Source organism: Cellulosimicrobium sp. BMG9.23 (assembly GCF_059159985.1).
The window spans coordinates 193,676-207,476 of sequence record NZ_JBZGBZ010000009.1 but is presented as its reverse complement, the minus strand read 5'-3'; the positions used below and the strand labels follow the sequence as shown (position 1 = coordinate 207,476).

At 72.9% G+C, this 13,801-nt stretch carries 12 protein-coding genes; 5 read left to right on the top strand and 7 right to left on the bottom strand.

From position 1 onward, the window contains the following. Window positions 1–43 precede the first annotated feature (43 nt). The gene (locus tag AC4H2G_RS17135) at window positions 44–3,232 is read left to right on the top strand and encodes an efflux RND transporter permease subunit (RefSeq protein ID WP_494366935.1); all 3,189 of its coding nucleotides are present in this window, start codon (window positions 44–46) and stop codon (window positions 3,230–3,232) included. A 247-nt stretch (window positions 3,233–3,479) separates the two neighbouring features. On the opposite strand, the gene AC4H2G_RS17130 is transcribed toward AC4H2G_RS17135, so the two are convergent. The 4 genes from AC4H2G_RS17130 to AC4H2G_RS17115 all read right to left on the bottom strand — a co-directional run bounded on the left by AC4H2G_RS17130 (window position 3,480) and on the right by AC4H2G_RS17115 (window position 7,529). After that, window positions 3,480–4,214 carry a response regulator gene (locus tag AC4H2G_RS17130; RefSeq protein WP_494366934.1) on the bottom strand — a complete coding sequence of 245 codons (735 nt, stop codon included), beginning with the start codon at window positions 4,212–4,214 and terminating at the stop codon, window positions 3,480–3,482. Beyond that, window positions 4,211–5,569: a sensor histidine kinase gene (locus AC4H2G_RS17125; protein ID WP_494366933.1), complete on the bottom strand. Its 1,359-nt coding sequence runs from the start codon at window positions 5,567–5,569 to the stop codon at window positions 4,211–4,213. The genes AC4H2G_RS17130 and AC4H2G_RS17125 overlap by 4 nt, the downstream gene beginning before the upstream one ends. 119 nt (window positions 5,570–5,688) lie before the next feature. After that, window positions 5,689–6,534, bottom strand: a complete 846-nt coding sequence (locus AC4H2G_RS17120) for an ABC transporter permease (RefSeq protein ID WP_494366932.1) — start codon at window positions 6,532–6,534, stop codon at window positions 5,689–5,691. Beyond that, a complete protein-coding gene (locus tag AC4H2G_RS17115; protein ID WP_494366931.1) occupies window positions 6,531–7,529 on the bottom strand; it encodes an ABC transporter ATP-binding protein in 999 nt (332 codons plus the stop codon). Before AC4H2G_RS17115 ends, AC4H2G_RS17120 begins: the two co-directional genes overlap by 4 nt. Window positions 7,530–7,867: 338 nt before the next feature. Here AC4H2G_RS17115 and AC4H2G_RS17110 point away from each other — a divergent pair, with 338 nt between their 5' ends. Beyond that, window positions 7,868–8,752 carry a Bax inhibitor-1/YccA family protein gene (locus AC4H2G_RS17110; RefSeq protein ID WP_494366930.1) on the top strand — a complete coding sequence of 295 codons (885 nt, stop codon included), beginning with the start codon at window positions 7,868–7,870 and terminating at the stop codon, window positions 8,750–8,752. A 56-nt stretch (window positions 8,753–8,808) separates the two neighbouring features. Further along, window positions 8,809–9,276: a hypothetical protein gene (locus AC4H2G_RS17105; RefSeq protein WP_494366929.1), complete on the top strand. Its 468-nt coding sequence runs from the start codon at window positions 8,809–8,811 to the stop codon at window positions 9,274–9,276. 69 nt (window positions 9,277–9,345) lie between these two features. On the opposite strand, the gene AC4H2G_RS17100 is transcribed toward AC4H2G_RS17105, so the two are convergent. After that, entirely contained in the window at window positions 9,346–10,095 is a 750-nt protein-coding gene (locus tag AC4H2G_RS17100) for a DUF5701 family protein (protein ID WP_494366928.1), read from the bottom strand. A gap of 126 nt (window positions 10,096–10,221) precedes the next feature. Between AC4H2G_RS17100 and AC4H2G_RS17095 the strand changes: the two genes are divergently transcribed. After that, window positions 10,222–11,628 (top strand): cystathionine beta-synthase, encoded by a 1,407-nt coding sequence (locus AC4H2G_RS17095; protein ID WP_494366927.1) that lies wholly within the window; start codon window positions 10,222–10,224, stop codon window positions 11,626–11,628. A gap of 103 nt (window positions 11,629–11,731) precedes the next feature. Here the strand turns inward: AC4H2G_RS17095 and AC4H2G_RS17090 are convergent, their stop codons facing one another. Continuing rightward, window positions 11,732–12,328, bottom strand: a complete 597-nt coding sequence (locus AC4H2G_RS17090; protein WP_494366926.1) for a TetR/AcrR family transcriptional regulator — start codon at window positions 12,326–12,328, stop codon at window positions 11,732–11,734. Further along, window positions 12,315–13,202, bottom strand: coding sequence for an alpha/beta fold hydrolase (locus tag AC4H2G_RS17085; protein WP_494366925.1), 888 nt, complete (start codon window positions 13,200–13,202; stop codon window positions 12,315–12,317). The genes AC4H2G_RS17090 and AC4H2G_RS17085 overlap by 14 nt, the downstream gene beginning before the upstream one ends. A 139-nt stretch (window positions 13,203–13,341) precedes the next feature. Between AC4H2G_RS17085 and AC4H2G_RS17080 the strand changes: the two genes are divergently transcribed. Further along, window positions 13,342–13,764 (top strand): FKBP-type peptidyl-prolyl cis-trans isomerase, encoded by a 423-nt coding sequence (locus AC4H2G_RS17080; RefSeq protein ID WP_494366924.1) that lies wholly within the window; start codon window positions 13,342–13,344, stop codon window positions 13,762–13,764. The last annotated feature ends 37 nt before the right edge of the window (window positions 13,765–13,801 follow it).

Here is a 13,801-nt window from a genome sequence, read left to right as displayed (position 1 = left end):
CGAAGTCCTTTCCGACGATTCTTCCTCGCTGCCAGGAGGCACCGTGTCCCGACTCGCCCGGACGTCGCTCGCGAACCGAGCCGTCGTCGCCCTCGTCACGGTCGCGGCAGCGATCTTCGGCGTGGTCAGTCTCGGCTCGCTCAAGCAGGAGCTCATCCCGTCGTTGCAGATCCCGGCGGCGGCCGTCGTCGCCGTCTACCCGGGGTCCGCACCGGAGATCGTCGAGGACCAGGTCACCGAGCCGCTCGAGGCGGCCGTCCAGGGTGTCGACGGCGTCGCCGGCGTCAGCTCGACCGCGTCGACGAGCCTGTCCGTCACCACCGTCGAGCTCGACTACGGCACCGACATGGACGCGGCGGCCCAGCAGCTCCAGACCGCGGTCACGCGCGTCCAGTCCCAGCTGCCGGCCGACGTCGAGCCGCAGGTCGTCACGGGCTCGATCGACGACCTCCCGGTCATCCAGCTCGCCGCCGCGGGGGCCGAGGGCGGCGACGAGCTCGACGCGGCCGAGCTGGGCTCCGTCGTCGAGTCGGTCCTCGTGCCGCGGCTCGAGGAGATCGACGAGGTCCGGTCCGTCGCCGTCACCGGCGTCGCGGACCGCGAGGTCCACGTCGACCTCGACCCGCAGGCGCTCGCCGTGGCCGGGGTGTCGTCCGCCGACGTCTCCACGCTCCTCGACGACAACGGCGTGCTGATCCCTGGTGGCACCGTGGCCGAGGGCGACACCGAGCTCACGGTCCAGATCGGCTCGCAGATCACGAGCGTCGACGAGCTCGCGGCGCTCCCGCTCCAGGGCACGGCGGGCGTCGTGCCGCTCGGTGACGTCGCCGAGGTCGCCGAGGTCGACGCCGACGCGACGTCGTACTCCCGGCTCGACGGCGAGCCGTCGCTCGCGATCGCCGTGACCAAGACCCCCGCCGGGAACACCGTCGAGATCTCCCACGCCGTCCAGGACGCGCTCACCGACCTGGACGAGGCGCTCGCCGACCAGGGCGTGCGCGTCGCCGTCGTCTTCGACCAGGCGCCGTTCATCGAGGAGTCGATCGAGGGCCTCGCGACCGAGGGCGGGCTGGGGCTGCTGTTCGCGGTCGTCGTCATCCTCCTGTTCCTCACGTCGCTGCGATCGACGATCGTCTCGGCGATCTCCATCCCGCTGTCGCTGTGCGTGACGTTCATCGTCATGAACGCGACGGGCTACACCCTCAACATCCTCACGCTCGGCGCCATGACCGTGGCGATCGGCCGCGTCGTCGACGACTCCATCGTCGTCATCGAGAACATCAAGCGACACCTGTCGTACGGCGAGCCGAAGCGCGAGGCCATCCTCACCGCCGTGCGCGAGGTCGGCGGGGCCATCACGTCCTCGACGATCTGCACGGTCGCCGTGTTCGCGCCCATCGCGCTCGTGGGCGGCATGGTCGGTGAGCTGTTCCGGCCCTTCGCGGTCACCGTCGCCATCGCGATGCTCGCGTCGCTCTTCGTCGCGCTGACCATCGTCCCGGTGCTCGCGTACTGGTTCATCAAGGCGCCGAAGGGCGTCGTCGAGCACGACGGCTCCGAGGAGTCCGTCGCCCGCGCGGCCGAGGTCGCGGAGCGCACGCGCGCCGAGGCCGAGGCGAAGGAGCGCCGCGGCATCTGGCAGCGCGCCTACATGCCGACACTGCGCGCCTCGCTGCGCCGCCCGGTCGTCACGCTCGCGGTCGCCGTGCTCGTGCTCGTCGGGACGCTCGCGCTCGTGCCGCGCCTCGAGACGAACTTCCTCGGCGACTCCGGCCAGGACACGCTCACGGTCACCGAGTCGTTCGAGCCGGGCACGACGCTCGCCGCGCAGGACGAGGCGGCGCGCACCGTCGAGGACGCGCTGCTCGGTCTCGACGAGGTCGAGACCGTCCAGACGACGGTCGGCCAGGGAGACGTCGCCGCGGCGGCGTTCTTCGGCGGCGGGTCGACGCCGCAGGCGAGCTTCGCCGTGACGCTCGCCGACGACGCCGACGGCACCGCGGCGCAGGACACGATCCGCGACGCCGTCGCCGACCTCGGCACCGACGCCACCACGGAGATCACCGTCGCGGGTGGCGAGGCGCTCATGGGCTCCTCGACCGTCGACCTCGTCGTGCGGACCACGGATCCGGACACGCTGGCGGACGCCGCGCAGCAGGTCCAGGAGGCGGCCGCCGCGACCGACGGCGCGATCGAGGTCACCAACAACCTCGCCGCCGAGCAGTCGACCGTCCAGGTGAGCGTCGACCGCGACGCCGCCACCGCGGCGGGCCTCACCGAGACCCAGCTCTCCGGGCTCGTCGCGTCGGTCATGTCGCCGATGCCGGTCGGGAGCGTCGACCTCGGCGACGGTCCCGTGGACGTCGTCGTGTCGCAGGGCGAGGGGCCGGCCACGGTCGCCGAGCTCGAGGCTCTCGTCGTCCCGAGCGCCACCGGCCCGGTGCCGCTCACGTCCGTCGCCACGATCGAGGAGGTCGCGGTCCCGACCTCGATCACGCGCCTGGACGGCGAGCGCAGCGCGACGGTCTCCGTGACGCCTGCGGGCCAGGACCTCGGCTCGCTCACGGCCGCGCTCACCACGACGGTCGACGAGCTCGACCTGCCCGCCGGCGCGTCGGTGGAGATCGGCGGCGTCGCGGCCCAGCAGGAGGACGCGTTCGCCGACCTCGGCCTCGCGCTCCTCGCCGCGATCCTCATCGTCTACGTCGTGATGGTCGCGACGTTCCGCTCCCTCGTGCAGCCGCTCATCCTGCTCGTCTCGGTGCCGTTCGCCGCGACCGGTGCGCTCCTCCTGCTGCTCGCGACGTCGACCCCGCTCGGCGTGCCGTCGCTCATCGGGATGCTCATGCTCATCGGCATCGTCGTGTCCAACGCGATCGTGCTCATCGACCTCATCAACCAGTACCGCGAACGCGGGCGCTCGCTCGACGACGCGGTCCTGGAAGGGTCGCGCAAGCGTCTGCGCCCCATCGTCATGACGGCGCTCGCGACGATCTTCGCTCTCACCCCGATGGCGTTCGGCATCACGGGCGGTGGCGCGTTCATCTCCCAGCCGCTCGCGCTCGTCGTCATCGGCGGCCTGATCAGCTCGACGCTGCTCACGCTCGTCGTCGTGCCCGTGCTCTACCTGCTCGTCGAGCGTCGCGGTGAGAAGCGTCGGGCTCGTCGGGCCGCGAAGCAGGGGGCGTCCGCGCAGGCCGAGGCCGACAAGCTGGTCCCCGCGCAGGCCTGACGGTCGGGTCCGGGGTCCGGTCGGTCTGGGGTCCGGTCGGGTCCGCGGGCGGTGCGTCGTCGGTGCTCGGGCTGTCCGCGCCGTCACCTCGCGCGGTCGGCTGTCCGTCTCAGGAGCGCGGCCTTGACGCCCTTCGCATCCGACGTCGCACCGCCCGCTCGTCCTGCCCCTCGCCCTGGCGCCGTCCCACCCCACCCGGCCGGAAGCACCCACGACCGCACGACCGCACGACCGCGCGACCGCAGCGTCAGGACGGGCGGGCGACGCCCGTCTCGTAGGCCAGGACGACGGCCTGGACGCGGTCGCGCAGGCCCAGCTTGCCGAGGACGCGGCCGACGTGGGTCTTGACCGTCGCCTCCGAGAGCACGAAGCGGCCCGCGATCTCGGCGTTCGTCAGGCCTTCGCCCAGCGCTTCGAACACCTCGAGCTCGCGGGCCGTGAGGTGGGACAGGCGCGGGTCGTCGCGGCCGGTCGCGGCTGTCGTGGGCGCTGCGCCGTCCTGCGGGAGCTGGCCCGAGAACATCTCGAGCATCCGCCGCGTGATGCGCGGGGACATGGCCGCGTCGCCGCTCGCGACGGCGCGGATCGCCCCGACGAGCTCGCCCGGCTTCGCGTCCTTGAGGAGGAAGCCGCTCGCGCCCGCGCGGAGCGCCGAGAACGCGTACTCGTCGAGGTCGAACGTCGTGAGGATGATGACGCGAGACGATGGCGTCTCGGCGACGATCCGTTCCGTCGCCTCGATCCCGTTCGTGCCGGGCATGCGCACGTCCATGAGCACGACGTCCGGGCGCAGGGCCGACGCCTGCGCGATCCCGGTCGCGCCGTCCCCGGCCTCTCCGACGACCTCGATGTCGTCCTCGGCCGCGAGGATCATACGGAACCCCATGCGCAGGAGCGCCTGGTCGTCGACGAGCAGCACGCGGATCCTGCTCGTGCTCGGCGTCCCGTCGTCGTGACCCACCGGTCCTCCCGTTCCCGTCATCGATGTCCTCCGTCAAGGCGCAGGCGCGCCACGACCTCCCAGCCGTCGCCGACCGGTCCGGCCGTCACGGTACCGCCGTGCACGGCGGCGCGTTCGCGCATCCCGATGATCCCGCGCCCGGTGCCGAGGGGCACGCCCTCGGGGTGTGCCTCCGCGACCGACGGCGGCAGGGCGCGGACGTCGACGCTGTCGCCCTCGCCGGGGCGCCGTCCGGCACGGTTCACGACGCGGAGCTCGAGCCAGTCGCCCTCGCCGAAGGCGGAGCGGTCCCACCGCACGACCTCGAGGAGGACGATCGGCGCGAGGGGCGCGTAGCGGAGCACGTTCGTCAGCGCCTCCTGGACGATGCGGTGGGCTGCCTGCCGCACGGTGGGCTCGAGGGCCGGTTGCGGCCCGCGCCGCACGAGACGGACGGGCAGGCCCGCGGTGCGGAACCGTTCGACGATGTCCTCGAGCTCCGCGACGTCGTCGGCGGGGGCGAACGGGACCGTCCGACCCTCCTGACCGGGTTCGCGCAGCACACCCAGGACCCGGCGCATGTCGGCGAGCGCCGCACGCCCGGTCGCCGTGAGCTCGTCGAGGGCGTGGGCGGCGAGCTCGGGGTCCTTCTCGCCCGAGGCCCGGGCACCGTCGGCCAGGGCGACCATGACGGTGATGGAGTGCGCGACCACGTCGTGCATCTCGCGCGCGATGCGTGTGCGCTCCGCGGCGGCCGCGAGCTGAGCCTGCTGGTCCCGGTCCCGCGCGAGCGAGTTCGCCCGGTCGACGAGGTCGGTGACGTGCTGTCGGCGTGCCCGCACGTTCGAGCCGATCGCCATCGCGACGAGGCACAGGATCGTGGTCACGAGGATGCTCATGACCCGTTCGGCGGTGACCTGCCCCGCGTCGGCCGCCTCGCGCACGAGCTCGCCGTCCGCGTCGAGGATGACGTCGTACCAGAGGAGCGTGGCCGTGGTGAAGGGCACCACGAGGGCCGCGAGCACGGGCCACGCGACGCGTGGTGGGCGGGCGGCGGCGACGGTGTAGATCGCGAACATCGACGCGACGTCGTACCCGACGGTGTCGCCCGTCGTGGCGATGGCGACGACGCCGAGCACGGCGACGGCGAGCGCGACGAGCACGGGACGTCGCCGCCGCCACAGGAGAGCGGTACCGCCGGCCAGGACGAGGAGGACCGCGACGACGTCGGGCAGGCTCGCCGTCTCCGGGGAGAGCAGGACGTAGAAGAGGCCGGGGACCACGAAGATCGCGCTGACCAGCCAGTCCATGACGACCGGATGGCGGGCGAAGTAGCGGCGCACGGGGCCGAGACGTCGCGCGTCGAGCTCCGTGAACGGCTGCGGGGCCGGCCGCATGGCCAACGTGCGTGGTGACGGCGAAGCCTGCGCAGGGGGAGAGACGTCGGGGCGTGCAGCGGCCGACGCCGGACGAGCGGTGGGCTCGTCCGGCGTCGGCGGGGTGGTGTGCGGGGTGCTCACGCGTCCCGACGCTTGAGCACGAACGCCGCGACAGCGAGCGAGACGACGGCCCACGCGGCCATCGCGAGGCTCGCCGCGCCGGGGGTGAGGATCTCGACGCCACCGGCGTCGGCCTCCGTCACGGCCATCATGGCGGTCGCGAGGTTCATCGGGAGGAACTTCGCGACGTCCTGCACCCACTCCTGCGAGAGGAAGCTCGCGACGAGCGGGAGGACGAACAGGAAGGCCACGAGGGTGAAGATCGACCCGGCCGAGTGACGCATGATCGTCCCGACGCCGACCGCGAGGAGCGCGACGAGCGCGAGGTAGCCGGCGCACGCGAGGATCACGCGCTGGACGACGGAGTCGCCGAGGTCGGGGACGAGGTCGTTCCCGGAGAGCATCGGCGCGGTCACGAGGTACGAGAGCCCGATGCCGACCAGTGCCACGACGAACGTCACGACGCCGATGATCCCGGCCTTGGCCCACAGGGCGGGCAGGCGGGTCGGGACGGCGGCGAGGGTGGAGCGGATCATGCCCGTCGAGTACTCGCCCGTGACGACGAGGGCGCCGAGGACGGCCACCGCGAGCTGGGCGAAGATGAACCCGAGGACGATCGCCTGGACGGTCGAGATGTTGCCCATGCCCTGAGCCATCTCGGGGTTGGTGGCCGCGAGGTTGAACGACGCCGCCATGGACATGCTGAACAGCACCATGACGACGATCGTCGTGCCGATCGTCCACCACGTGGAGCGCAGCGAGCGGAACTTGATCCACTCGGAGCTCAGGACGTGGCCGAAGGTGAGGCGGTAGGGGGTGCTGCGGGTCGCCGTCGGGCCGGCGGAGACTGCGGTGGCGGTCATCGGTGCGCTCCTTCGGGGGTCTGGACGGGCGCGTCCTGCGCGACGGCCGCCGGCGCGGCGCCCGTGGCGCCGTGCCCGACGTGGATCTGCGCGGACTCGGTCTGGTACTCGACGGAGTCGGCCGTGAGGGCCATGTAGGCGTCCTCGAGCGTGGACGCGACGGGCGTGAGCTCGTGCAGCACGAAGCCCTGCGCGGCGGCGAGCTCGCCGATGCCCGCGGCGTCGGCGCCGGAGACGACGAGCAGGCTGGGCTCGTCGCTCGTGACGGTCGAGCCGTCGCGGGTGAGGAGCTCCGCGAGCTGCGTCGCGTGCGGGGTGCGGACGCGGACGGTGCGCTGCTGGGACCCGTTGACGATGTCGCCGACCGGGGCGTCCGCGATGATGCGGCCCTTGCCGATGACGATGATGTGGTCCGCGGTGACGGCGACCTCGCTCATGAGGTGGCTCGACAGGAAGACCGTGCGGCCCTCCGACGCGAGGTACTTCGCCAGGTTGCGGACCCACAGGACGCCCTCGGGGTCGAGGCCGTTGACCGGCTCGTCGAGAATGAGCGTCTTCGGGTCGCCGAGCAGCGCGGAGGCGATGCCGAGGCGCTGCCCCATGCCGAGGGAGAAGCCACCGACGCGCTTCTTCGCGACGGACTGCAGGCCGGTCATCTCGATGACTTCGTCGACGCGCTTCGTCGGGATGCCGTGCGTCGCGGCCATCGCGCGGAGGTGGTTGTAGGCGGAGCGCCCGGTGTGGACGGCCTTCGCGTCGAGCAGGGCGCCCACCTCGGTGAGGGGGGAGCGGTGCTGCGCGTACGGGCGTCCGTTGACGGTGACGGTCCCGGCGGTGGGGCGGTCCAGACCCATGATCATGCGCATGGTCGTGGACTTGCCGGCGCCGTTCGGGCCGAGGAACCCGGTGACGGTCCCGGGGCGGACGGTGAACGAGATGCCGTCCACCGCCGTCTTGGGCCCGTACCGCTTGGTCAGGCCGCGTGCTTCGATCATGGCTCGCCCCTTCCAGGGTGCTGCGCGGGCCTCGGCCCGCTCGGAGGTGTGTCGTGGGGTCGTCGCCGAGCCTAGGTCCGGTGCCCGACGCCGGGCAGCCACCTTGCGGCGTATGTTCGGCGCCCGGGGGTCGTGCGGCGTACTCCGTGCGGGGTACGCCGGTCAGGGTCCGTGGTCCTCGCGGCGCAGCGGTCCCGCGACCGGATCGCCCGCGGGAACAGTGACCGGGGCTCGCACGTTCCGTAGGATGAACGTCAGGCCAGCGACACCCGACTCGAGGCAGGAACGCCGATGACGAGGCCCGCTGCAAGAGTGGACGCCGCGACCAGGAGGAGCTCATGAGCAACCCCGTCTTCAACAACAGCGCGGTCTTCGGTGATCCGAAGAACCGGCGCGGAGGGGCCGCCACCCAGGCGGGGCCCGCGTACGGCACGCCGCCGGCGCAGGGTCAGAACCCCGCCTACGGCACGCCGCCCCAGGCGGGCCAGTGGGGGCAGCACGGCGCCCAGACCGCCGACGCGGCCACGCTGAACCAGATGTACGACGCACCGGCCGCTACGACCGCGGACACCAAGCGCCTCACCTACGACGACGTCATCATGAAGACGGGCGGCCTGCTGGCCCTGCTCGTGGTCGTCGGTGCAGCGACGTGGTTCGTCGCGCCGGGCCTGTGGCCGGTCGGCGCGATCGCCGGCCTCGTGCTCGGTCTCGTCAACGCGTTCAAGCGCAACCCGAGCCCGCTGCTCATCACGCTGTACACCGTGGCCCAGGGTGTGTTCCTCGGCGGCATCAGCGCGTACTACGAGAGCTTCTACAGCGGTGTCGTGCCGTCGGCCGTCGTCGCGACGGTCGCGACCTTCGCCGCGGCGCTCCTCCTGTTCCGCTCGGGCAAGGTCCGGGTCACGCCGAAGTTCACGCGCTGGCTCCTCATCGCGATGGTCGGCTACCTCGCGTTCTCGCTCGTCAACGTGGTGCTGCTCATGTTCGGCGCGCTCGACGGGTGGGGCCTGCGCGGCGGCACACTCGGCATCGTCATCAGCCTCGTCGCCGTGGGGCTCGCGGCCGCGTCGCTCATCGTCGACTTCGACTCGATCAAGCGCGGTGTCGAGGGCGGCGTGCCCGCCAAGTTCGCGTGGTCGGCAGCCTTCGGTCTGCTCGTGACGCTGATCTGGCTCTACCTCGAGTTCCTGCGACTCTTCGCCATCCTGCAGAGCAGCGACTGACGGTGGCGCGAGACTCTCGTGGACCGGCACCCGCGGCGGAGACGCTCCCGCCGCGGGTGCCGGTCTTTGCGGCCGGGCTCGTCGTCGCCGCGGCGGCGATGCTCGGCGTCCAGGTCGTGTACATGGTGCTGTCCGGCGCGCCGCCCGCGTGGCTGGCGTTCGCCGCGCTCCTCATCCTGCTCAGCGTCCCGACCGCCGGCGCAGCCGTCGCGTGGCTGGGCTCACGGGTCACGAAGGACGCGACCGACGGGCGGGCCGCGCTCGTCTTCGCCGTGCTCGGTCTGGTCGCGGGCGGCCTGTGGGGATCGCTCCTCGCGGGCGGTCTCGCGAACCAGCTCGCCGACGCCGGCGCGAGCCGCGGGGGAGCGCTCATCGCCGGGGCCGCCGTCGTGGTGGGGATCACCGCGGCGGTCGGTGCGGGGCTCGGCCGGCTCACGGCGCGCGAGGCGTCGGACCGCCCGCTGCTCGTCGTCGTGCTCGGTGTCGTGGTCGTGCTCGTCGCCCTGCTGGGCTTCCTCGGCTGACGCTGAGTGCATGAAACAGTCGCAGCCGGAGCCCCCGGCCGCGACTGTTTCATGCACTCAGCGGGAGGGTCAGGCGGGGAGACCGCGGCGCAAGGTCGCGGAGGCGAAGCCGAGCCACGTGTGGCGGTTGCCGGCCCAGCACCAGCCGACTTTCGGCGCACCGCGGCGCTCGCGACCGTCGCGACCTGTGCCGTTCGAGATCCAGATCGCGGGCGTGCGGGTGTCGAGCGTGCCACCGGGCTTGCGCAGGCGAGAGCCGATCGTCATGTAGCAGTGGTTGCGCGCGACGACGTCCGGTACCTGGAGCGCCCAGTGGATCCCCTCGGCGAGCAGGAGGGGCGTGCGACCGCGGCGCGTGATCTCCGGCAGCGCCTCGTCGGGCGACCAGTTCGCCATCTCGTCGCCGCGCTCGACGGCGGTCACGGCGTACACCGCACCGTCGGGGACCTCGAGGCCCTCCAGGGGCTCGAACCGGTCGACGTCCTCCATGTCGACCACGACGAAGCCCTCCTTCTCGCCGCCGCGGACCGGCAGCCGGAGCAGCGGAGCCAGCGCCGACGGCGGTGCGAGCGCGGGGTCGACGACGAGCAGCGAGCCGGGCGGCGTCGTCGCCGCGAGCGCGGCGGCCGCGGCGCGCACGGCATCGTCGGTCAGCCCGGCGAGCGCGGGCACGCCGAGCGCGACGAGCCGCTCGGCCTGGTCGGCGAGCGACGGCAAGGACGGGACGGCGGGCGCCGTCACCGGCGCGGTGGTGGTCGCAGCGGCAGTGGCGGTGGTGGTCGCAGGAGCGGTGGTGGGGGCGGTCGCGGTCACGGTCACGGAGCACCTCTCGATCGTGGTCGGGCGGAGACGTCCAACGCTCTACACCGTACGGAAATTCCCGGTCGGCGGAGGGCGGAGCCGTCGCGACCTGTCTGCCGCCCGCCGATCGGGGATGATCGGGGGATGAGATACGCAGAGCACATCTCCGAGCTCGTCGGCGGCACCCCGCTCGTCAGGCTGACCCGCGTCACGGAAGGGCTGTCGGCGACGATCCTCGCCAAGGTCGAGTACGTGAACCCCGGCGGCTCCGTGAAGGACCGGATCGCCCTCAAGATGGTCGAGGCGGCGGAGGCGTCGGGCGAGCTGAGGCCGGGCGGCACGATCGTCGAGCCGACGTCGGGCAACACGGGGGTCGGGCTCGCGCTCGTCGCCCAGCGCAAGGGGTACGAGTGCGTCTTCGTGTGCCCCGACAAGGTGAGCCAGGACAAGCGCGACGTGCTCCGGGCGTACGGGGCGCGCGTCGTCGTGACGCCCACGGCCGTGGCGCCGGACCACCCCGACTCCTACTACTCCGTCTCCGACCGGCTGGCGCAGGAGATCCCGGGCGGGTGGAAGCCCAACCAGTACGCCAACCTGAACGGGCCGCTGTCGCACTACGAGTCCACCGGGCCCGAGGTCTGGGCCGACACCGACGGACGGGTCACACACTTCGTCACCGGTGTCGGCACCGGCGGCACGATCACCGGCACGGGCCGCTACCTCAAGGAGGTCTCGTCCGACCGCGCAGCCGACGACGGCGGACGCGTGCGGATCGTCGGCGCGGACCCGGCGGGGTCGGTGTACTCCGGCGGGGACGGACGGCCCTATCTCGTCGAGGGCGTGGGCGAGGACTTCTGGCCCGACGCGTACGACCCCACGGTGCCCGACGAGGTCATCCCGGTGTCCGACGCCGACTCCTTCGCCATGACGCGGCGTCTCGCGCGCGAGGAGGGCCTGCTCGTCGGCGGCTCGTGCGGCATGGCCGTCGAGGCGACGCTGCGGCTCGCGCGCCGGCTCCAGGACGAGGACCCCGAGGCAGCGGCCCGTGCGGTGATCGTCGTGCTCCTGCCCGACAGCGGCCGCGGCTACATGTCGAAGATCTTCAACGACGCGTGGATGCGGTCGTACGGGTTCCTGCCCGCGGAGGAGGGCATCACCGCGGGCGACGTCCTGCGCGCGAAGGACGGACGGATGCCCGACCTCGTGCACACGCACCCCAACGAGACCGTGCGCGACGCGATCGAGATCCTGCGCGAGTACGGCGTCTCGCAGATGCCGGTCGTCGGCGCGGAGCCGCCCGTGAAGATCGGCGAGGTCGCGGGGTCCGTGAGCGAGCGCGAGCTGCTCGACGCCGTCTTCTCGGGGCGTGCGTCGCTCGCCGACCGCGTGGACAAGCACATGGAACCGCGGTTCCCGCTCATCGGGGCCGGCGAGGGCGTCGAGGCGATCCGCGAGGCCCTGCACGACGCCGACGCACTGCTCGTCGTTGAGGACGGCGACCCTGCGGGCGTGCTCACGCGCCACGACCTCCTGGGCTTCCTCGCGACCTGACGCAGCGAGGACCACGGGGCTGTCCACCGTCGACCACGGGGTCTGCCACCGTTTCCCTCGGGAATCGGTGGCAGATCCCGTGCTCGACGGTTGCCCAGAGGGGTCAGGGGCGACGGCGCAGGTGGTCCAGGCCGGCGAGGATCATCGCGACGTGCGTCGTGAAGCTCTCGTCGAGGCCGTCGGGAAGGCGGTAGCCGCCGCCGAGCTCGAGCTGCACGAAGCCGTGCAGGCTCGCACGCAGCGAGCGGATCGCGTCGATCGTGCGGTCCGGGGGCAGGTCGAAGCCGCGCAGGACCGCGGCGACGACCTGCACGCTGCGCGCCGCCGCCTCCTGCAGGGTCGCCGCGGCGGGGTCGTCCGGGTCGGGCGCGACCTGCGACGCCGCGTACCGGCCCGGGCGTGACCGTGCGACGTCGCGGATCGCGTGCGCCAGCGCGGCGACGGCGTCGGGGCCGGAGAGCCCGACGGTCGCGTCGGTCATCGCCCGCGTGAGGTCCTCGACGCACACGACGGAGACCTCGCGCCGAAGCTCGGCCAGGGACGCGACGTGCTTGTACAGGCTGGGCGTCGCGACGCCGGCCTGTGCCGCGACCTTCGCGAGCGAGAGGTCGGCGAACCCGGTCGGGCCGCCGTCGTCGACGAGGTCGAGCGCGATCCGGACGACCGCGTCGCGCGACAGCCCGGCCCTACCCACGGTCACCGCCGTGCACCGCGCCCTGCCCGCCCGCCACGGGCACGGCGTCGGGCAGCGCGGCGAGGAACGGGAGGACCGCCGCCACGACGTCGTCCGGGGCCTGGAGCTGGGGGTAGTGGCCGACCTCGGGCAGGACGAGCGTCGCTGCCCCGAGAGCCTCCTCGGCCCATGCGGCCTCGGCGACGGGGTCGGCGTAGTCGGGGTCGAGCGCGCCGAAGATCGCGAGCGCAGGGGCCTGCACGCGCGAGACCCGGGGCTCGACGACCGAGTGGTCGAGCTGCACGGTCAGGTGCCGGAACGAGCGGAGCCGGCCCGGCTCGGAGAGATTCGCGCGGATCGCTGCCTGGTGCGCGGCGAGCCGCGCGGGACGTCGGCCCTTGACGAGCGTCCCGTAGAAGGAGGCCCAGGCCGCGGCGCCCCACGGCCGCACGAAGAGCGCGCGATACAGGAGCCGCATCGCGCGCTGCTTCGCGGGCGAGGCAGGCTCGCGCAGGAACCCGTCGAGGAGCACGAGCCCGCGCACCAGGTCCGGCCGCTCGGCGGCGGCGATCACGGCGGCGGAGGCCGCCAACGAGCTCCCCAGGAGGACGGCGGGCCCGGCGTCGAGGTGCTCGACGAGCGCGACGTAGTCCGACGCGGTGGCCTCGTCGCCGTGCGTCGCGAAGGTGGTGTCGCTGTCGCCGTGGCCGCGGAGGTCCATGACGACGACGCGGTGCCCGTCGGCGAGGAGGGCGGGGACGACGTCGTCGTAGGTGGCGCGCAGGTCGCCCATGCCGGGGACGGCGACGACGAGCGAGCCCGCCCCCTCGTCGGTGTAGGCGAGCCGCCCTGCGGGTCGCGACAGGTGGTGGACGACCGGAGGTGTCTGGCGCAGTGTCATAGCCCATAGGCTAATTGCATTAGCCGCCGGTGGCAAGACCTCGGCCGGCGGCATCCCGGGCCGCCCCGGGACCACGCCGCGTAAGGTGGACGGGCCGCGTGCACGCGGTACACCCAGCTCACCGACGAGAGGCATCCTCGTGACCGACCAGCCCGCCGAGCAGACCGCTCTGCCCTCCGCCTCGGGTTCCTTCGGCGACAAGCCGACCCTGACCTTCCCGGAGTCCGGAGCGCCGGACGGCCTGCAGGTCGTCGTGCTCTCCGAGGGCGACGGCCCCGCCGTCACCTCCGGGCGCAACATCGTCGTCCACTACCTCGGCCAGACGTGGGGCGGCCAGGTGTTCGACAACTCCTACGACCGCGGCGACACCATCGCGTTCCCGATCGGCGTCGGCGCCGTCATCGGCGGCTGGGACAAGGGCCTCGTCGGGCAGAACGTCGGCTCGCGCGTGCTCCTGTCCATCCCGCCGGAGCACGGCTACGGCCAGCGCGGCGTGCCGCAGGCCGGGATCGGCGGCACGGACACGCTCGTCTTCGTGGTCGACGTCGTCGACGTCCAGTAGTCCTCCGCGAGCGAGCGACGAACCTCGCGAGACAGCG

Coding starts and splice junctions, on each gene's coding strand:
- AC4H2G_RS17085 (WP_494366925.1), bottom strand. CDS start 13,202: ATGACACTGCGCCAGACACCTCCGGTCGTCCACCACCTGTCGCGACCC.
- AC4H2G_RS17120 (WP_494366932.1), bottom strand. CDS start 6,534: ATGACCGCCACCGCAGTCTCCGCCGGCCCGACGGCGACCCGCAGCACC.
- AC4H2G_RS17130 (WP_494366934.1), bottom strand. CDS start 4,214: ATGACGGGAACGGGAGGACCGGTGGGTCACGACGACGGGACGCCGAGC.
- AC4H2G_RS17095 (WP_494366927.1), top strand. CDS start 10,222: ATGAGATACGCAGAGCACATCTCCGAGCTCGTCGGCGGCACCCCGCTC.
- AC4H2G_RS17110 (WP_494366930.1), top strand. CDS start 7,868: ATGAGCAACCCCGTCTTCAACAACAGCGCGGTCTTCGGTGATCCGAAG.
- AC4H2G_RS17125 (WP_494366933.1), bottom strand. CDS start 5,569: ATGCGGCCGGCCCCGCAGCCGTTCACGGAGCTCGACGCGCGACGTCTC.
- AC4H2G_RS17115 (WP_494366931.1), bottom strand. CDS start 7,529: ATGATCGAAGCACGCGGCCTGACCAAGCGGTACGGGCCCAAGACGGCG.